Source organism: Flavobacterium sp. RSSB_23, from assembly GCF_051547145.1.
Classification (GTDB): Bacteria; Bacteroidota; Bacteroidia; order Flavobacteriales; family Flavobacteriaceae; genus Flavobacterium.
In genome coordinates, this window is the sequence record NZ_JBPTTO010000004.1 from 70,547 (window position 1) to 91,976 (window position 21,430).

At 36.2% G+C, this 21,430-nt stretch carries 13 protein-coding genes; 11 read left to right on the top strand and 2 right to left on the bottom strand.

Annotation, left to right across the window (positions count from 1 at the left end; translation table 11 throughout):
- The first annotated feature begins 88 nt into the window (after window positions 1-88).
- The 7 genes from ACSVH9_RS08510 (at window position 89) to ACSVH9_RS08540 (ending at window position 9,349) form a co-directional block, all read left to right on the top strand.
- Window positions 89-532, top strand: coding sequence for a hypothetical protein (locus tag ACSVH9_RS08510; protein WP_438063354.1), 444 nt, complete (start codon window positions 89-91; stop codon window positions 530-532).
- 208 nt (window positions 533-740) lie between these two features.
- Window positions 741-2,522 (top strand): AMP-dependent synthetase/ligase, encoded by a 1,782-nt coding sequence (locus ACSVH9_RS08515; RefSeq protein ID WP_438063355.1) that lies wholly within the window; start codon window positions 741-743, stop codon window positions 2,520-2,522.
- 295 nt (window positions 2,523-2,817) lie between these two features.
- On the top strand, window positions 2,818-3,309 hold the full coding sequence (locus ACSVH9_RS08520) for a MarR family winged helix-turn-helix transcriptional regulator (protein WP_438063356.1): 492 nt from the start codon (window positions 2,818-2,820) through the stop codon (window positions 3,307-3,309).
- A 64-nt stretch (window positions 3,310-3,373) separates the two neighbouring features.
- Complete coding sequence (locus ACSVH9_RS08525; RefSeq protein ID WP_438063357.1) at window positions 3,374-5,764, top strand: 3-hydroxyacyl-CoA dehydrogenase NAD-binding domain-containing protein; 2,391 nt, start codon at window positions 3,374-3,376, stop codon at window positions 5,762-5,764.
- A 45-nt stretch (window positions 5,765-5,809) separates the two neighbouring features.
- Window positions 5,810-6,172 carry a four helix bundle protein gene (locus ACSVH9_RS08530; protein ID WP_438063358.1) on the top strand — a complete coding sequence of 121 codons (363 nt, stop codon included), beginning with the start codon at window positions 5,810-5,812 and terminating at the stop codon, window positions 6,170-6,172.
- A gap of 50 nt (window positions 6,173-6,222) precedes the next feature.
- Window positions 6,223-7,404, top strand: coding sequence for a thiolase family protein (locus ACSVH9_RS08535; RefSeq protein WP_438063359.1), 1,182 nt, complete (start codon window positions 6,223-6,225; stop codon window positions 7,402-7,404).
- A 154-nt stretch (window positions 7,405-7,558) separates the two neighbouring features.
- Entirely contained in the window at window positions 7,559-9,349 is a 1,791-nt protein-coding gene (locus tag ACSVH9_RS08540) for an acyl-CoA dehydrogenase family protein (RefSeq protein ID WP_438063360.1), read from the top strand.
- 143 nt (window positions 9,350-9,492) lie between these two features.
- Here the strand turns inward: ACSVH9_RS08540 and ACSVH9_RS08545 are convergent, their stop codons facing one another.
- Both ACSVH9_RS08545 and ACSVH9_RS08550 read right to left on the bottom strand, forming a co-directional pair.
- A complete protein-coding gene (locus ACSVH9_RS08545) occupies window positions 9,493-10,704 on the bottom strand; it encodes a TCR/Tet family MFS transporter (protein WP_438063361.1) in 1,212 nt (403 codons plus the stop codon).
- A gap of 35 nt (window positions 10,705-10,739) precedes the next feature.
- Entirely contained in the window at window positions 10,740-11,804 is a 1,065-nt protein-coding gene (locus ACSVH9_RS08550) for a hypothetical protein (protein WP_438063362.1), read from the bottom strand.
- A 95-nt stretch (window positions 11,805-11,899) separates the two neighbouring features.
- Here ACSVH9_RS08550 and ACSVH9_RS08555 point away from each other — a divergent pair, with 95 nt between their 5' ends.
- From ACSVH9_RS08555 to ACSVH9_RS08570, 4 genes are all read left to right on the top strand, one after another.
- Window positions 11,900-12,793, top strand: a complete 894-nt coding sequence (locus tag ACSVH9_RS08555) for an ABC transporter ATP-binding protein (RefSeq protein WP_438063363.1) — start codon at window positions 11,900-11,902, stop codon at window positions 12,791-12,793.
- Between the two features lie 36 nt (window positions 12,794-12,829).
- Entirely contained in the window at window positions 12,830-13,666 is an 837-nt protein-coding gene (locus ACSVH9_RS08560; RefSeq protein WP_438063364.1) for an ABC transporter permease, read from the top strand.
- A gap of 15 nt (window positions 13,667-13,681) precedes the next feature.
- Window positions 13,682-16,006, top strand: a complete 2,325-nt coding sequence (locus ACSVH9_RS08565; RefSeq protein WP_438063365.1) for a choice-of-anchor L domain-containing protein — start codon at window positions 13,682-13,684, stop codon at window positions 16,004-16,006.
- Between the two features lie 353 nt (window positions 16,007-16,359).
- Entirely contained in the window at window positions 16,360-21,429 is a 5,070-nt protein-coding gene (locus tag ACSVH9_RS08570) for a T9SS type B sorting domain-containing protein (RefSeq protein WP_438063366.1), read from the top strand.
- Window position 21,430 lies beyond the last annotated feature (1 nt).

The window sequence follows — 21,430 nt, forward strand, 5'->3', positions numbered from 1 at the left end:
TTGTTGCTGCTCCTAATACATAAAAAAAATACTTTAACCCGAGCACGCCCTCGCTCATAATCTACCCTAAAACTAAACTAACCTACTTATGAAAAAAAAATCTTTATGGCTTATGGCGCTTTTGATGAGTGCTAGTGCCACTTTTGCTCAAATTAAAACGACAAAAATCAAGAATCAAAACACTGAACATTTCATTACTACCATTATCAATTATCCTATTGCGGGACTTTATGCGGTGCAAAAACAAGTTGAACCTATAACCGTTCTCAATGCCGACGGGACGGGAATGATGCAAAACGAGGATTTGGTAAAAGAACCGATTGTTTGGGGAATTGAATGTTCTGAATCTGGAATTCCGATTTTTAAAGAAGGATTTGACAGTGCAGCCTATTCGTTTTGGTACAAAAAAGCGAAGGCTACGGAGGGAGAAGAATGGACTTACCAGTCCTTTACGATTCATTTTAATAAAATGAAGATGTTTATTGCGGGTGAGCGCTTTAAGGAGTTTACAGAAGAAGAGTTAAAAAGGTAAAAAGTCAACTACTTGAAGGTCTTTTGTTTGAGGATTTGTTTTCAGCATAAAGAGCCTGAGTAATCGTTTTTAACACAAATTTTTCAATTTCAAGAAATCGATTTCGCTGAATACCAACTAATTAGTATTCAGAATAATAATTAGTTTTTAAAAACCTAAAAATGTTAGCATTTTTTATTTAATTTGCGAAAATTTCAATTCATTTATAATGGTAAATATCACACGCCTATTTGATTTTCCTTACTATCAATTAGAGAAATTCAACTCAATTCCCGATGCTTTAGTAACTAAGCAAAATGGAGTTTGGAACAAAACTTCAACCGAAGAGTACATTGCAAAAGCAAACACCATTTCTAGGGCTTTGATTAGAATGGGCATTCAAAAAAACGACAAAATTGCCATTATATCTTCCAATAATAGAACTGAATGGCATATTATGGATATTGGTGTACTCCAAACCGGAGCCCAAACCGTGCCTATTTATCCAACTATTGGCGAAGAAGACTACGAATACATTTTGAACCACTCTGGTTCTATATTGTGTTTTGTTTCGGATATTGAAGTCTACAATAAACTAAAAAACATTCAAGCGAACGTTCCGGCTTTGAAAGGAGTGTATTCTTTTAATGAGATTGAAGGTTGTGAAAATTGGTCTTCGCTATTGACTCTTGGTGCTGATTCAAGCAATCAAGATGTGGTAGAAGACCGCAAAAACAATGTGACCACTCAAGATTTGGCTACCATCATTTATACTTCTGGAACTACTGGAAAACCAAAAGGTGTAATGCTTTCGCACCAAAATATTGTTTCTAATGTATTGAACAGTGCGCCAAGAATTCCGTTTGAACCAGGAAAAAATACGGCTTTAAGCTTCTTACCTATTTGCCATATTTTTGAACGTATGATTTTGTACTTGTACCAATATTATGGTGTTTCGGTTTATTTTGGAGAATCGATTGAAAAAATTAGCGATAACATCAAAGAAGTACGTCCAAACGTAATTACAGCAGTTCCGCGTTTGCTAGAAAAAGTATACGATAAAATTTATGCCAAAGGAGCTGAACTAACTGGCATCAAAAAAGCTTTGTTCTTTTGGGCTATCAATTTAGGATTGCGTTACGAACCTTATGGAGCGAACGGATTCTGGTATGAATTCCAATTAAAAATAGCTCGAAAACTTATTTTCAGTAAATGGAAAGAAGGTTTGGGTGGTAATCTAGATTTAATGGTTTCAGGAAGTGCTGCTTTGCAACCGCGTTTGACAAGAGTGTTTGCTGCTGCCGAAATCCCAGTAATGGAAGGTTACGGATTAACAGAAACTTCGCCTGTAATCTCAGTAAACGATATGAGAAACAAAGGGTTTAAAATTGGCACAGTAGGTAAACTAATCGACGGTGTTGAAGTAAAAATTGCTGAAGATGGCGAAATTCTTTGCAAAGGTCCAAACGTAATGATGGGCTACTACAAAGATGAAGAAAAAACAAACGAAGCTTTAGCTAATGGCTATTTCCACACGGGAGACATTGGTAATATTGATGCTGAAGGTTTCTTGAAAATTACGGACCGTAAAAAAGAAATGTTCAAAACTTCTGGTGGAAAATACATTGCTCCACAATTGATTGAAAACACGATGAAACAATCTCGTTTTATTGAGCAAATAATGGTGATTGGCGATGGCGAAAAAATGCCAGCTGCTTTCATTCAGCCAAGTTTTGAATTCATCAAAGAATGGGAAAAACTACACGGAATTGAAGTAGGTAAAACCAATCAAGAAATCATCTCTAATCCAAAAGTAATTGCGCGTATTCAAGAAGAAGTAGACCACTTGAATGCTAAATTTGGAAATTGGGAAAAAATCAAACGCTTTGAGTTAACACCAGACGTTTGGTCTATTGATGGCGGTCAACTTACCCCTACCCTAAAACTTAGACGTAAAATTGTACTAGAAATGTACAAACCACTTTATGAGAAGATTTATGGTCAATCATAAAAATACGATTTGATAAAAAACGAAAAGTCCTGAATTAGTAATTCAGGACTTTTTTTTGGGCAATAGTTTTGGGATATTTTTCGAAAACATTTTTGTAGATTTCTCTCTCTTTTACTATTTTTCAATTGCTTTTCTTTTTGTTAGCAAAATCATAATGTATTGGCAAAAAAAATAATTTAACAACACCATAAACTCCTGAAAAACAAAGGAGTTTTTTTATTTTTATAAAAAAATTTAAAAAATAATATGCATGCATAGTATTTTTTATATATATTTGAAATCGATATAGTAAACTATGAAAGACAAAACAATTGATTATGTTTTAAGAGCAACATGGCAAGCAGTTTCTAGAATGTATAACGAAGAAGCTGCCAAATATGATGCAACAATGGCAACGGGATTTGCCTTATTGAGTATTGACAAAGAAGACGGAACACCATCGACAGCTTTAGGTCCTAGAATGGGAATGGAAGCAACGAGTTTGACCCGAACTTTGAAAACTATGGAAGAAAAGGGACTAATCTTCAGAAAGAAAAATCCAGACGACGGCAGAGGGGTTTTACTATATCTAACTCCTTTTGGAAAAGAAAAAAGAGAGCTTTCAAAAAATACAGTGCTAAAGTTTAATGAAACAGTTAAACAACATGTTTCGGAAGAAAAATTAGCCCACTTTATGGAGGTCGCCGAAATCATCAACGAATTGATTCATGAGAAAAGCATTTTCACAACTACTGAAAATGAATCCAATGAAGGCACAACAGTGATGAATGAAAACACACAACAGTAACTTACTGCTTAAAAAGCGACACCACAATCAAAAAATAAAATAAAAAAATAAATAGTAACTAAGTATGAAACGCACAATTAAAAAAGTCGCAGTAATCGGATCTGGAATTATGGGTTCTGGAATTGCTTGCCATTTTGCCAACATTGGTGTTGAAGTCTTGCTTTTGGATATTGTTCCAAGAGAATTGACGGATGCAGAAGCCAAAAAAGGATTAACTCTCGAAAGCAAAATCGTGAGAAACCGATTGGTAAATGATAGTTTAGCTACCGCTTTAAAATCAAAGCCCTCTCCTATTTACAATCAAAAATTCGCAAACCGTATCAGTACTGGAAACACTACAGATGATATGGCGAAAATTGCAGGTGTAGATTGGATTATCGAGGTAGTTGTTGAGCGTTTAGACATCAAAAAATTGGTTTTTGAACAAATTGAAAAATTCAGAAAACCAGGTACTTTGGTAACCTCAAACACTTCTGGTATTCCGATTCACTTCATGAGTGAAGGTCGTAGTGAAGATTTCCAAAAGCACTTCTGCGGAACTCACTTTTTTAACCCTGCGCGTTACTTGAAATTATTCGAAATCATTCCAGGTCCACAAACTTCAACAGAAGTTCTGGATTTCTTAACTGGATACGGTGAGAAATTCTTAGGAAAAACATCGGTTGTAGCCAAGGATACTCCAGCTTTTATCGGAAACAGAATTGGAATCTACGGAATCCAAAGTTTGTTTCACTTGGTAAAAGAATTGGGATTAACTATTGAAGAAGTTGATAAATTGACAGGACCAGTTATTGGTCGTCCAAAATCGGCTACCTTCAGAACGGTTGATGTTGTAGGACTAGATACTTTGGTACATGTGGCCAACGGAATCTACGAAAACTGCCCAACTGATGAGCAACATGAGTTGTTCAAACTACCAGATTTCGTCAACAAAATGATGGAAAACAAATGGTTGGGAAGTAAAACAGGGCAAGGTTTCTACAAAAAAGAAGGCAAAGAAATTTTATCTTTAGACTTAGACACTTTAGAATATCGTGCGGCAAAAAGAGCTTCTTTCGCAACTTTGGAATTGACAAAAACAATTGACAAGCCAATCAATAGATTTAAAGTTTTAGTAAAAGGAAAAGACAAAGCGGGTGAATTTTATAGAAAAAGTTTCGCTGGAATGTTTGCTTATGTTTCGAATAGAATTCCTGAAATATCAGATGAATTATACAAAATTGACGACGCTATGAAAGCTGGTTTTGGATGGGAAAATGGACCATTCGAAATTTGGGATGCCATAGGTGTTGAAAAAGGAATTGAAATCATGAAAGCTGAAGGTTTAGCACCTGCTGCTTGGGTTACCGAAATGATTGCTGCTGGAAATACTAGTTTTTATACTGTGAAAGAAGGGGCTACTTATTTTTACAATGTTCCAACAAAATCACAAACAAAAGTTCCTGGTCAGGATGCATTCATCATCTTGAACAACATACGCGAAACCAAAAAAGTATGGAGCAACAGTGGCGCCATTATTCAAGATTTGGGAGATGGTATCTTAAACTTAGAATTCCAATCTAAAATGAATACTATTGGTGGCGATGTATTGCAAGGAATCAACAAAGCAATCGATCTAGCCGAGAAAGAATACCAAGGTTTAGTAATTGGAAATCAAGCAGCAAACTTTTCTGTTGGAGCCAATATTGGAATGATCTTCATGATGGCTGTAGAGCAAGAATACGACGAATTAAACATGGCTATCAAAATGTTCCAAGATACTATGATGCGTGTACGTTACTCTGGAATTCCAGTAGTAGTTGCACCACACGGTATGACATTAGGTGGTGGTTGCGAAATGAGCTTACATGCTGACAAAGTTGTAGCTGCAGCTGAATCGTACATTGGATTAGTAGAATTTGGTGTAGGTGTAATTCCTGGTGGTGGTGGATCAAAAGAAATGGCGTTGAGAGCGTCTGATTTGTTCCGTAAAAACGACGTAGAATTGAACGTACTTCAAGAGTATTTCTTAACAGTGGCTATGGCCAAAGTATCTACATCTGCTTATGAAGCTTTTGATTTAGGTATTTTACAAAATGGCAAAGACATAGTGGTAGTCAACAAAGATCGTCAGATTGCTGAAGCTAAAAAACATGCTTTATTGATGGCCGAAGCTGGTTACACTCAACCTATTCGCAGAAAAGATGTAAAAGTATTAGGAAAACAAGCCTTGGGAATGTTCTTAGTTGGAACTGATCAAATGCAAGCTGGTAAATACATCTCTGAACACGATAAGAAAATTGCCAACAAACTGGCTTATGTAATGGCCGGTGGTGACTTATCTGAAGCGACCTTAGTATCTGAACAATACTTATTGGATATCGAAAGAGAAGCTTTCTTATCTCTTTGTACAGAAAGAAAGACATTGGAGAGAATTCAATTTATGTTAACTAAAGGGAAACCGTTGAGAAACTAGATTGAAGTACAAAGAATTAAGTATTAAGTATCAAGACCTTGAAATATGCATCAATTTGAGAAATTAAAGATTTGGCAAAAAGCAATGGATATAGCTGTAGATGTTTACAAAGTCACTTCAGAATTACCTTCTGATGAGAAATTTAACTTAACACATCAAATTAAAAAATGTGCCGTTTCTATTCCATCAAATATTGCTGAGGGCTCAGGAAGAAATTCAAATAATGAGTTTGTGCATTTTCTTGGTATTGCAAATGGTTCTACTTATGAATTAATAACTCAATTAATGATTTCAAAACGCTTAGAATTAATTGAAGAAGAAAAAATTACTCCAATCATCCATAATTTAGTTGAAGTGAGTAACATGAATTTTGCTCTTCAAAAATCTCTAAAAACTAATAACAAATAACGATTGGAAAATCTTAATACTTAATTCTCCAATCTTAATACTTTATAACAATGAAAACAGCATATATAGTAAAAGCTTATCGTACAGCCGTAGGAAAAGCACCAAAGGGAGTTTTTAGATTCAAACGCCCTGATGAATTAGCAGCAGAAACCATTCAGTACATGATGAATGAGTTGCCTGATTTTGACAAAACACGTATTGATGACGTAATGGTTGGAAATGCTATGCCAGAAGCTGAACAAGGTCTAAATGTCGGACGTTTGATTTCTTTAATGGGATTAAAAGTGAATGATGTACCAGGTGTAACCGTAAACAGATACTGTGCCTCTGGATTAGAAACTATCGGGATGGCAACAGCCAAAATTCAATCTGGAATGGCGCATTGCATCATTGCAGGTGGAGCTGAAAGTATGAGTTATATTCCAATGGGAGGTTACAAACCAACACCAGATTACAAAGTGGCTGCAGCTGGTCACGAAGATTACTACTGGGGAATGGGATTAACATCAGAAGCGGTGGCGAAACAATTCAACATTTCTCGTGCTGACCAAGATGAGTTTGCTTTTCAATCGCACAATAAAGCCTTAAAAGCTCAAGCAGAAGGAAAATTTGACAACCAAATTGTACCTATTACAGTTGAGCAAACTTTTATCAATGAAAATGGTAAAAAAGAAACCAAATCGTATATAGTCACTAAAGATGAAGGACCTAGAGCTGGTACTTCATTGGAAGCCTTGGCAGGTTTACGTCCTGTTTTTGCTGCCGATGGAAGTGTAACTGCTGGTAACTCTTCTCAAATGAGTGATGGTGCTGCTTTCGTTTTGGTGATGAGCGAAGAAATGGTAAAAGAATTAAACATTCAGCCGATTGCCCGTTTGGTAAACTTTGCTTCTGCAGGTGTAGAACCAAGAATTATGGGTATTGGTCCAGTAAAAGCCATTCCAAAAGCCTTAAAACAAGCAGGATTGACACTAAATGACATCGATTTGATTGAGCTAAATGAGGCTTTTGCTTCTCAAGCTTTAGCAGTAACTAGAGAACTCAATTTAAATCCTGAAATCATCAACGTGAATGGTGGAGCTATTGCTTTAGGTCACCCTCTAGGTTGTACAGGTGCTAAACTTTCGGTTCAATTATTCGACGAAATGAAACGCAGAGGCAACAAATACGGAATTGTTTCTATGTGCGTAGGTACAGGACAAGGAAGTGCAGGGATTTTTGAGTTGGTGTAAAAGCCCTCTATCCCTTCCTCTATGTAGGAATTAATATAATGCATTCAATTAAAAAAAAATAGTTTAACAATTTATACCCTACTTACCCCTAGTAGGAATTCCCATATAGCTTACTCCACCTTCGTGGTTTGGGTGCTTGGGTTAGGGGGCTACTATGAGCAATAAAACAAGAGGTGGTCAATTCATCGTAAAAGAAACAAAATGTGAAGATATTTTCACACCAGAAGATTTTAATGAAGAGCAGTTAATGATGCGTGACTCTGTAAAAGAGTTCGTAGACAAAGAATTATGGGCGCACAAAGATCGCTTTGAGAAAAAAGATTACGCTTACACCGAAGAAACTATGCGTAAAGCAGGTGAACTAGGTTTACTTGGCGTAGCTGTTCCAGAAGCTTACGGTGGTTTAGGAATGGGATTCGTATCGACTATGTTGGTTTGTGACTATATCTCTGGAGCTACTGGTTCATTTTCAACTGCATTTGGAGCACACACAGGTATTGGAACTATGCCAATAACATTGTATGGAACTGAAGAACAAAAATTAAAGTATGTTCCAAAGTTGGCTTCAGGTGAGTGGTTTGGTGCGTATTGTTTGACTGAGCCAGGAGCTGGATCAGATGCAAACTCAGGAAAAACAAAAGCAGTTTTATCTGAAGACGGAAAATATTATTCTATCACAGGACAAAAAATGTGGATTTCAAACGCAGGATTTTGTTCACTTTTCATTGTTTTCGCTAGAATTGGCGATGACAAAAACATTACAGGTTTCATCGTAGAAAACGATCCTGCTAACGGAATTTCTATGAATGAAGAAGAGCATAAATTAGGAATTCGTGCTTCTTCTACTCGTCAGGTGTTCTTTAATGAAACCAAAGTTCCTGTAGAAAACATGTTGTCTGAAAGAGGAAACGGATTCAAAATTGCAATGAACGCCTTGAACGTAGGACGTATCAAATTGGCAGCAGCTTGTTTGGATGCCCAAAGAAGAGTAATCTCTGGAGCTGTTAACTATTCTAATGAAAGAATTCAATTCAACACTCCTATTTCTCAATTTGGAGCTATCCGCTCTAAATTAGCTGAAATGGCAACTTCATGCTACGCTGGTGAAAGTGCATCATACCGAGCTGCTAAAGATATCGAAGACAGAATCGCAGAACGCGAAGCTGCTGGTTCTTCACACCAAGAAGCAGAATTAAAAGGAGTTGAAGAATATGCTATCGAGTGCTCTATCTTGAAAGTAGCGGTTTCTGAAGACGTTCAAAACTGTTCTGATGAAGGAATTCAAATTTTTGGTGGAATGGGATTCTCTGAAGACACTCCTATGGAAAGCGCTTGGAGAGATGCTCGTATCGCTCGTATCTATGAAGGTACTAACGAAATCAACCGTATGTTATCAGTAGGTATGTTGGTTAAAAAAGCAATGAAAGGACACGTGGATTTGTTAGGACCAGCTTCTGAAGTGCAAGCAGAATTAATGGGAATTCCGTCTTTCGAAACACCTGATTATTCTGAATTATTTGCTGAAGAAAAAGAAATGATTGGCAAATTGAAAAAAGCGTTCTTGATGGTTGCTGGTGGAGCGGTTCAAAAATACGGTCCAGACTTAGACGGTCACCAACAATTGCTAATGGCTGCTGCAGATATCCTTATCGAAATCTACATGGCTGAAAGTACCATTTTGAGAACAGAAAAATTAGCTAAGACTAAAGGTGAAGCTGCTGTAAAAGAACAAATCGCTATGGCACAACTGTACTTATACAAAGCAGTAGACATCATTACTCAAAAAGGAAAAGAAGGAATCGTATCTTTTGCTGAAGGTGATGAACAACGCATGATGTTAATGGGACTTCGTCGTTATACTAAATATACAAACATGCCAAATGTGGTAGGTTTAAGAGAAATTATTACTTCAAAACTAGTAGCTGAAAACGCTTACTGTTTCTAAGATTTTTTTTAGTTTTTATTTGTTTAAAAAAGTCGGCTTGTGTGGTACAAGTCGGCTTTTTTATTGCTACAAAAACCACAAATCTACAAATTAACCATTTAAAAAAGGGTAACAATTTCCAAATTTACGGTACTGTTTCTAAACTAATGTTTCTTAGATAATGTACGATAGGAAAGATAAAAGCTAACCAAAGTCAAGCATGAAGCCAAGAAAAAAGGAGCACCTGGCACATGAAACGTACTGTTTTTGGCGGTAGCAAAAGCAAACAAATTAGTCATTAATAAAGGTCCAAACACTCCACACAAACTCATTAAACTCGTAAGGGCACCTTGTAACTCTCCTTGCTCATTGGCGGGGACTTGGCTCGAAATAACACCTTGTATACTTGGTCCAGCAATTCCTCCCAAACAATAAGGAATCAGGAAAGCAAACATCATCCAGCTTTCTGATGCTAATCCAAAAAGCAATAATCCAAGCGCTGAAAATGACATTCCTAAGTAAATGGATTTGACTTGCCCTAAACGTGGAATAATTTTTCGAATCAAAAATCCTTGAACAAAAGCGACTAAAACTCCAACAACAGCAAGCGAATATCCTACGATTTCAGCGGTCCAATTGAATTTATACATAGTGTAAAATGACCAATTGGATTGTACGGCATGCGAAGCAATAAAAGTGAGTACTAAGGAAATTACCAAACCTGAAACCACAGGATACTTTCTTAAATTTTTCAAAGAACTAATAGGATTCGCACGTTTCCATTCAAAAGCCCTACGATTGTCTTTTGACAAAGATTCAGGCAAAACAAAATAACCATAAATTACATTCAATAGTGTAAGTCCAGCAGCAATCAAAAAAGGAACATTAGTTCCCCATTTGCTACTTATACCTCCAATTACAGGACCTATAATAAATCCCAAACCAAAAGCTGCTCCAATTAGTCCAAAATTCTGTGCTCTTTTTTCTGGCGAGCTAATATCGGCAATATAAGCAGTAGCCGTGCTAAAACTCGCGCCCATAATTCCAGCTATAATTCTCCCAACAAAAAGCCAAGCAATAGAAGGCGCAAAGGCATGAAAAATATAATCTAAACCCAATCCAAAAAGCGAAAGTAATAAGATAGGACGTCTCCCAAATCGATCACTTAGTCCTCCTAAAATTGGAGAGAAAATAAATTGCATGATAGCAAAAGAAAACAACAACCACCCTCCATATTTAGAAGCTTCATTGATGCCAAGACCCGTTAAATTTTCAATTAGTTTTGGTACAATTGGAATAATAATTCCAAGACCAATAACATCGACTAAAACAGTAATAAAAATAAACAGCAAGGCATTATTGGGTGTGGTCTTCATAAAAAAAGATAGAATTAAAAAGGTAAAAATAGCATTTAAAAGCCAGCTCGCATACTGTTCATGTTTTTAAAATTGCGAGTAATAAAATCAAAGGCTGCCGTCATAATACCTCCCATTGATTTTGCATTTTTGAAGTTCAAATCATGTGTATAATTGTACAACTCCATTTTCAATTGGTTTAAATGCTCAACTGGAGCTAAAGTTTCACCAGACATAATTTGCACTAATCTTTTTATTCTATTTTCAGAAGATTGGATTCTCTTGGCCATTGCTGAGCGCTCTTCCTTTTTATATTGTTCTATAGAACTTTCTTGAAGCTTGTCTTTGACCAACAAAATCATTGGATAATTTTCTTTAAAGAACTGAGGACGGTAGACTTTAAAATTTCCTTCGTAACACTGTTGATCAAAATCTATAGCGCGAATCTTATACACTACTTGATCAAAATCATGCGTAGGTACAATTACATAATTGTAGGCTCGCATATCCCCTAACAATCGAATCATGCATCGTTCATTAAACTTAACAAACTCTTTAGCAATTTGAGCTTTGGCAGTTTCCGTACAATCTTTTAACAGATTTTTCATGAATACATCCCCGGGAATCCCCATAATATGTTCTTCGATTAACGTATCCTTATAAACCAAAAAATTGATTTTATCAGGAGATAAAATATGTTCAAATTCAAGACCATAGACTCTAGAAGCATCCGCTTTTTTAATATAAAAATGGGTATAGTTATCATTAAGAATATTACGCACTTTCACACGAAAGGGTTTAGAATTTCCAAAAGTGCAATAATCTATACAATCGACTGTTAGAAACTTTATGATATTCAAATTACCATCAGAATGCAGTAAAGAATAGATTTTCATCAAAGTCAAATCGATTTCATTGCGTTCAAATTCGTTATAATACACTCGTATCCAAAGCGTATCATTGTTGTTTTTATCATACACATTTATTGAACCCGAAAAACGCAACAAATCATCATAAAAAATAGGCACTTTAGAAATACGTTCAAAACGCTCTAAATATTCCATTAAAGGTTTGTTGATGGGATAAGTTGGTTTTTTAAAAACCATTAATGGCTCGCTCATAAATCTGTCTTTTCTACAAATTTACAGTATTTTCTATTTTAAAAGTAACAAATATTAAATTGGCTCGTCCTACATAAAACTAAATAACTAAAAACTTGGAAACGATACTAACCATCAAAAACCTCAACAAACGCTACGGAAGAATCCAAGCGTTAAAAAACGTTTCTTTTGAAATTAAAAAAGGCAATGTTTACGGAATCTTAGGCCCCAACGGAAGTGGTAAATCAACCACATTAGGTATTACACTCAACGTAGTAAATGCTACTTCAGGAGAATACCAATGGTTTGATGGAGCGCTAGAAACACATGAAGCTTTAAAAAAAGTAGGAGCTATTATCGAGCGTCCTAATTTTTATCCCTATATGACAGCATACGAAAATCTCAAACTTGTATGCAAAATTAAAAACATCAATTATTCCAAAATACAAGAAAAATTAGAACTGGTAGGACTTATCGAGAGAAAAGACAGTAAATTCAGTACGTTTTCTTTAGGGATGAAACAGCGCTTGGCCATTGCCTCTGCTTTACTCAACGATCCCGAAATTTTAATTCTAGACGAACCCACTAATGGTCTCGACCCACAAGGAATTCACCAAATTCGTGACATCATTAAAAAAGTTGCTAGTTTAGGGACCACTATCCTTTTGGCCTCGCATCTTTTGGACGAAGTAGAAAAAGTATGCTCACATGTAGTGGTTTTGAGAAAAGGAGAAATTTTGTACGCTGGTTTGGTAGACGGAATGGCTGCCAATGAAGGTTTTTTTGAACTTGAAGCAGATGACAATAGTACACTTAAAACTGTACTTGCTACACATCCAGCAGTGGATAAAATTGTAGCAGACGATACCAAAATATTGGTGTATCTCAAAAGTGATTTAAAAGCTTCGGATTTGAATCAGTATTTGTTCCAAAATGGTATTGCTGTAAACCATTTAGTCAAACGAAAAAACAGTTTGGAGGAGCAATTCTTAGCATTAACCAAAAAATAGTTTTTTTTATCTCTTAACCTTCCCAAAAAATACATTATGAAACGATTACTCTCTATAGAATTACAAAAAATCTGGCTCAACAAAGCCAGTAGAGTCCTTACACTTACTTATTTCATATTACTTTCCTTCATTGCCTTGATTGCATCAATCAAATTTGATTTGGGTGTATTCAAGTTTCATTTGGCCGAAATGGGGATTTTCAACTTTCCGTTTATTTGGCATTTTAATACCTATATCGCGGCCATCTTAAAATTCTTTTTGGCAATTGTCATTGTATCGATGATGGCCAATGAGTACAGTTATGGCACACTAAAACAAAACCTCATCGACGGAATGAGCAAAAAAGAACTAGTACTTTCTAAATTTTTGACGGTAGTTGCTTTTGCCTTAGCTTCAACTGTATTTGTTTTTGTAATGAGTTTAATTTTGGGATTGTGTTTCTCTTCCTACACTGAGGTGAGCATCATTTTCTCTGATTTAGAATACGTCCTTGCCTTTTTTGTGAAACTAACAGGATTCTTTTCTTTGTGTTTATTCCTCGGAATTTTAGTCAAACGTTCGGCTTTTGCCATAGGTTTTTTATTGGTTTTATCCATAGCTGAAGGAATCGCAAAAGGTGTTTTAACTTTTAAAATCTTTCCTGATAGCCCAATTGCGGGATATATTACCCAATTTTTCCCATTGGAAGCCATGTCGAATTTGATTGTAGAACCTTTTTCAAGATTATCGTTAGTAAAAACCATTGGAAGTCAAATTGGCGTTGAAAACACCAAAGACTATGGCGTAGCTTTTACAACTATTATCATTGTGTTGGCTTGGGTTTGTATTCTTAATTTAATGTCTTACAAAATCTTAAAAAAGCGTGATTTATAGTATATTTGCTATACTATGAAGATTAAATCCTTACTTTTTTTACTAGCTGTTTTTTGTTTTTTTCAAAAAGCAAAGGCACAATATATAAAAGTTGATGATACGTTTAGCACCCAATATTTAGTTGAAAAAGTATTAGTCAATAGTTCTTGTGCCCAAGTTTCGGATTTTAGTGAATCGGGCGACAACTTTACGCCTAGTAGAAAAAGTTTAGGTTTTTTTGATTTTAATGGCACTTCTTTCCCTTTTAAACAAGGAATCTTCTTGAGTACTTGGAGCAGTAGCAACACTCCTGGCCCCTTTTTTGAAAAACAAGGAGGCGGAGGCTCAAATAATTGGGGAGGCGATGCAGACCTAGATACTGCGCTTGGTATAACTAGTATTAACGCTTCGGTTATAGAATTTGACTTTGTGCCTTTGACCGATTATGTTAGTTTTAATTATTTGTTTGCTTCTAATGAATACCAATTCAATTTCCCTTGCGAATTCTCAGATGGATTTGCTTTTTTGATTAAAGAAAAAGGAAGTACGACTCAATATAAAAATCTTGCTGTTTTACCTGGAACGACCACGCCTGTCTCTTCCAAAATTGTCCATCCGTTCATTAATCCTGTCACCACAAGCAACGGCGTGAGGCCAGGCTGTCCGGCCATCAATGAGAAATATTTTAATGGATTTAATTCTTCTAGCAGCCCAATTAATTATGCAGGACAAACTAAAGTATTGACGGCTGAAACCAAGGTTACTGCTGGTAAAACCTATCACATTAAATTAGTTGTTGCCGATGATCGCGAAGTAGTTTGGGACTCGGCAGTTTTTATCGAAGCAGGTAGCTTTAGCTCTAAAATCGATTTGGGACCTGATCGTTTGTTGGCCACCAATAACCCTGTTTGTTTTGGTGAATCATTCCTTTTAAACACTAATTTACCAGCAACAAATTCTTTTGAATGGTTTAGAAACGGAGTAAAAATTATAGGCGAAAACCAACCGACCTATCAAGTTACCTCAGCAGGAACCTACAGAGTAGATGTGGCTTTTTCACCAACTTGTATTATCTCTGAAGAAATTAAAATAGAATACGCCCCAGACTTGATTTTGAATAACAGCAGTTTGGTTCAATGTGATATTGATGCTGATGGTTTAACCATTTATGATTTAAGTACCACTGATGCCAATTTTAAAAGTAATGACACCAATATTACAAAAACAACTTGGCATCTCAGCCTAACAGACGCTCAGAATTCGACCAATGCAATAACTAATCTAACGAGTTTCAGTAATACAAGTCCAAATCAAGTGCTTTATGTGAAGGCTAGCTCCAAGTATGCTTGTTCTAAAATTGCAACAGTTACCTTGAGTACCGCTACCACAGTTGTTCCAAGTCCTAGTCCAATTGCTATTTGTGATGAAGATGCGATACAAGATGGACTACATACGTTTAATTTAGGAACACTTGTAACACCACAGCTATTAAATGGTTTGCCCTCAGGTTTGGCAGCAGATTACTACCTTTCCTTTGCCGATGCCTTGGTAGAAAAGAACAAAATAGGACCTATTTTTACGAATACCCAAGCTTTTCAACAAACGATTTACACTCGAATTAAAAATGGTTTGGATTGTTACGGAATAACACCAGTTACCTTGGTGGTCAACACTTTTGACCCTGTCAATTTTGAAGAAGAAACTACCTTTTTATGTTCGGGAAGTAACCTAAATCTGAGTGTAGATTCGGGTTTTTCTAGTTATCTGTGGAATACTGGCGCTACTACTGCTGCGATTACCGTGCAACAAGTAGGAAGTTATGCGGTAACGGTGACTAACGATAAAGGCTGCAAAAAAACAAAAACATTCATCGTGAAAGCTTCTGAAAAAGCAACTTATGAGAATGCTACAGTAAAAGATTTTGCCGGGAATAAAAATACCATTACAATAGATTATAAAGGGATAGGAAACTATGAATTTTCGTTAGATGGTTCAAGCTATCAAGAAAACGCTACTTTTACCAATGTAGCTCCGGGTACTTACACCATTAGTATCCGAGATAAAAATGGCTGTGGTATCACTACTAGTGATTTGATTTATGTATTGGACTATCCTCGTTTTTTTACCCCAAATGGTGATGGTTTTAATGATACTTGGAAAATCAATAATTTAGGTTCTCTTCCTCAATCGAGAATAGTGATTTTTGACCGATATGGAAAACTACTTAAGGAATTAACTACTGCAGGCGATTCCTGGAACGGTACCTTTACTGGTGCACCTATGCCTTCGGATGATTATTGGTTTCAACTTATCTTTGCAGATGGTAAAATCATCAAAGGACATTTTAGTTTAAAACGATAATTTCTTCACTCTTTTATAAAAAAATTGCTTTTCGTGCAAAAAACACAAAAAAAGAGGCCTTGAGTTTGCATAAAAACTTATAAATAATTCTTTTTACTACTCTTTTTTAATCCACTTATTAAACCTATTTTTGGTTTTAGAATCTAGTAATCAATTGAATTGGTTGTAACCAAGTAATCGATGTCTTAGCTTTTAGCCCCGGTAGTAGCGGCATCCTTTTCCTTTTTTCTTTAAAAAGGAAAAGATACAGCGGATAACGGGACGATGTTGCCTGATAAAGCCTATTGTGACTGCTCCTAAAAAAAGATATTTTACAATTTGGCGAACCATAAATTATTGTTTTTAACTACCCTATGAAGAACCTTTTTTCCTTTATTTTTCTATTTTTTGTTGTGACTTCGCAAGCACAGTTTAGTAAAACGCATTACTTACCTCCCATCACAGCTCAGTCAAGTGTGGTGGAAGACCATTACATTTATATTTCTACTCCAAATACTACAAATGTTCCTTTTAAAATCATTGAGAATGGTGGTAATGTGATTGCAGGTGTGGTGAATAATTTGAATCCATATCGCTATTTTATTGGGACAGGAGATTTTACGCAATTGTTTACTCCAAAAAATAGCATTGGAATTGTAAAAAACAAAGGGTATGTAATTGAAGCTGAAGATTTGGTGTATGCTAATATTCGTGTGAATGCGGCAAGAAATGGTAATAATGGCTATAACCATGCAGGCGGATTGGTCTCGAAAGGGAACAGTGCTTTGGGGAAAACATTCCGTTTAGGAGCAATGTTAAATCCTTTATATGATACTACACTATTGAATTTTGCGTCTATTTTAGCGACTGAAAACGGAACTAAAGTTACGATTTCGAATTTGCCTATTGGAACTATTTTGACCAATGGTACCGTAATCAATGGACCAATAACGGTGACGCTTAACAAAAATGACAGCTATGTTTTGGCTCTAGAAAACAATAATGCTGGTGGTACCCCATCAAATAGTGCTAAAATGATTGGTGCCTTGGTAGAATCAGATAAAGCGGTGGCAGTTAACGCGGGTTCATTTTGTGGAAGTAATAGTACCGTTTTAAGTATGAATCAAAATGGCCAACTTGTCCCTGTGGGTAGAGATGTAGGATTTGATCAAATTGTACCTATTGAACGCACGGGAACCGAATACATTTTTGCCAAAGGGTTAGGAACAGATGAATTGGAACGAGTTTTATTGGTAGCACACACAGACCAAACCCAAGTATTTTTAAATGGTAGTGTAACACCTTATGTTACTTTAAATAAAGGAGGATATGTAGCGATTGATGGAACCAATTTCATCAATGGTAGTATGTATGTTGCCACTTCAGAAAAAGTATTTGCTTATCAAAGTATCGGGGGGCTAGCTCAAGGCTTTTTACCAAATGGAGATCCTAATAATCCCCCTGCTAATCAAAATATGTTTTTTGTACCGCCTTTGAATTGTTCTACACCAAACGTGGTGGATAACATTCCAAATATTCAGGAAATTGGTAATATTGCTTATACTGGTGGATTGAATATCATTACTGAAACTGGGGCGAAGGTTTTAATTAATAACAGTCCTATTGGAAGCAGTCCTCAAACTATCGCTGGAAATCCAAACTTTGTAAAATACACTGTTTCTGGACTAAATGGAAATATAGCCGTAAAATCAACCAAACAAGTGTATGTTTCTTATTTTGCGACTAACGGAGCGGCAACCTATGGCGGTTACTATTCTGGTTTTGATTTAAAACCAGAAATTGTTTCGGACAAACTTGCTATTGGAACATCATCTTGTATTCCTAATGTTGTTTTAAAAATTAGTAGTTTATCGGCTTATGATACCTTTCAATGGTACAAAGATGATGTAGCAATTCCGTTGGCTACTACCAACACCTATACACCTACTACACCAGGTTATTATCAAGTTAGGGGAAGTATTTCTGGATGTTTGAGCGATGTTTTTTCAGATAAAATCCCTGTGAGTGATTGTGCCAAAGACGATGATAATGATGGCACAAACAACAACATTGATATTGACTGGGACAATGATGGATTGCTTAACACCGTAGAGAGTAGCTCTACCTTTTTTAACCAAAGTAACACGCTTTCGGATAGTAACTTTAACGCGACAGTAACTGGCTCCGGAACTATAACAGGCTATCCTGTTTATGGTTTTGTTTCGGATGTTCCAGCGGGTAAAAACAATCCTACTACTTATGCAATCAACTTTACAAAACCTGAAACTGTTGATTTTCGTTATATAGCTGATGGCAACGTTCAAGCCACTCCTACTGGAGATTTTGCTAATGGAGATGGAGATTTTGTGGTAAGTGCACCTACTAATCAAACTTTAACGATTAAAGATCCCTTTGGTGATTTGCTGATTGATACCAATTATGATGGTATTTACGAAAGTGGCGTAAAAGAATTTACCTCTTTTGAAATTCGTTTCCGATTTAAAAGTACAACAGCAGTTCCTGCAGGGGGTGCTCGTTTTACCATTCAAGGTTATAAAGTTAATAGTTTAACTTTTAAGCATTTCAACCTTTCAGAAACAGTAGCTAACCGAGCCGCTTTTTATATAGGACAAACTGTAGACCAAGATTCGGATTTAGACACTATTCCTGATGCTGTAGATATCGATAGTGACAATGATGGAATTCCTGATAGTATTGAAGCACAAGGAAAAGGATTCAAATCATTCTCTGGTGTAGATACCAATAAAGACGGTTTAGATGATGCCTTTGAACCTGGATTAGTTGCTATTAATTCTGATTCAGATGTGAATGGAACATTCTATTTTGTAAAAGATGTACTCGATTTAGATAGTGACAATGACGGTATTTATGATTTGGATGAAGCTGGTCATAATGCAAACGATGCCAATAAAGATGGAAAAGTAGACGGAAATGTGGGTTTAAATGGTTTATTAGACAGTTTAGAAACCACTCCAGATAGCGGAAAATTAAAATACACCATAGCTGATTCTGATGCGGACGGTAACTTTAATTATTTTGAATTAGATAGTGATGATGATGGTTGCAAAGACGTCATCGAAGCTGGCTTCCTAGATGGTGACGCAGATGGATTATTAGGAAATAGTCCTGTGACAGTAAATGACAAAGGAGTTGTTACATCCGGTACTGGATATACCACTCCAAATGCCAATTATACTATTGGAGCACCCATTGCCATTACTACGCAACCTAGCAACAAATCTCAATGTTTATTGCAAAGCACTACTTTTGAAGTGGTATCTAATGCAGACAGTTTCCAATGGGAATTGAGTACCGACGGCACAACTTGGACTACACTAACCAATAACGCAAATTATTCAGGCGTTACAACCAAAACACTACAAGTTAATACTATTGCAGCGAGTATGAATGGCTACAGCTATCGAGTGAAATTAAACAGAGTTGGAAACTCCTGTGGTTTAACCTCTACAGCGGCAACATTAACCACATTAGCGCTCCCTACAGTAGTAACAAGTGTAACGCTTAAACAGTGTGACGACGACAATGATGGAATTACTGCCATTAACTTAACCGAAAAAAATAGTTTCATTAGTGCAAACTATTTAAATGAAACTTTTACCTATTTCAAAACTGCTGCTGGAGCTACAGCCAATGATGTGGCAACAAAAATTGCAGACCCAACCAAATATACCAGTGGTATAGGAAGTGTTTGGACAAGAGTAGAAAACGCCAATGGATGCTTTAGTACAAGCGAGATACAATTAATTGTTTCGGCTACACAAATTCCAGCAACTTTTAAACGTAACTTTACAGTTTGCGATGATTATGTAGATACTACGAACGACGACACAGATGGAATCGCCACCTTTAATTTTAGCACTGTAACAAGTGATATCCAAGCAATACTTCCCTCCCCAGCTTCAGCGTACACCATAAAATATTTCCCAACACAAGCTGATGCTTTGGCTGAAACTAATGAAATCACAAATACCACTTCCTACAGAAATACCATAGCAAATCAACATCCTATTTTTGTGCGCGTCGATTCTAATTTAGACAACGCTTGTTTTGGATTAGGAAATTATGTGACATTAACTGTTGAAAAATTACCTATTGCAAATCCAATTATAGATTACAAAGAATGTGATGAAATTAGCAATGATGGTATTTTCACATTTAATACGGCTACCTTACAAACCGATTTGTTAAAAGGACAAACCAATGTGGCAGTTACCTATTTTGACGAAAATAACAATCCGTTACCTAGTCCATTTCCTTCCAATTTTACCACAAAATCACAAACCATAAAAGCTCGAGTGACCAATACCATTACTAACACCAACAATGGCATTCCGTGTTATGACGAAACTACAATCAAATTTATCGTAGACGTTCATCCCATAGCCAATGCAGTAACTATTCCTGCTGCTTGTGATGATGCCAACCCTAGCGATACCGATGGGCTAAATGCTTTTGATACCAGCACTATAGAAAGCCAATTATTAAATGGTCAAACTGGAATGGTGGTTCGTTATTTTGATGCTAACAATACTCCATTACCAAGTCCTTTACCTAATCCTTTTATCACCGCTACGCAAAATGTTAGAGCAACGGTTGAAAATCCAAAGAACACCACTTGCATAGAAGAAACCCTGTTATCTTTTGTAGTTAATCCATTACCCAATATTAATTTGAATTCCGATGGGTCTGAAGATGCCTTGGTATGTACAAATTTACCGACCTTCTCGGTACAACTCAACGCTGGAATTAATGATGGAAGCCCAATAACTAATTATACCTATGTTTGGAAAAAAGACGGAACTTTACTATCAGGGCAAACAAATTATACTTTGAATGTTAATAGCGAAGGGCGCTACACAGTCGATGTTACTAATGCACAAGGATGTAGCAGAACTAGAACTATAAAAGTAACCGCATCGGACATTGCTAAAATTGAATCAGTAGAGGTAGTTGATTTGACTGATGTAAACAAAGTTACAATCAATGTTAGTGGCCAAGGAGATTATGAATACAGTTTAGATGACGCCTCAGGTCCATTTATTTCATCAAATGTGTTTGAGAACATCCCTTCTGGAATTCACACAATTTATGTAAATGATAAAAACGGATGTGGAATTGTAAGTAAAGAAGTGGCCGTGGTTGGAGCACCCAAATACTTCACTCCAAACGGAGATGGATACAATGATTATTGGAACGTAAAAGGAACTAATACCGCCGCCAACTCGAAATCTGTGATTCGTATTTTTGACCGATACGGTAAATTGCTCACACAAATTTTCCCGAACAGTAATGGTTGGGACGGAACCTTTAATGGTCAGCCCTTACCTTCAGATGACTATTGGTACACAGTGGTACTCGAAGATGGTCGAGAAATTAAAGGCCATTTTGCACTGAAACGCTAGT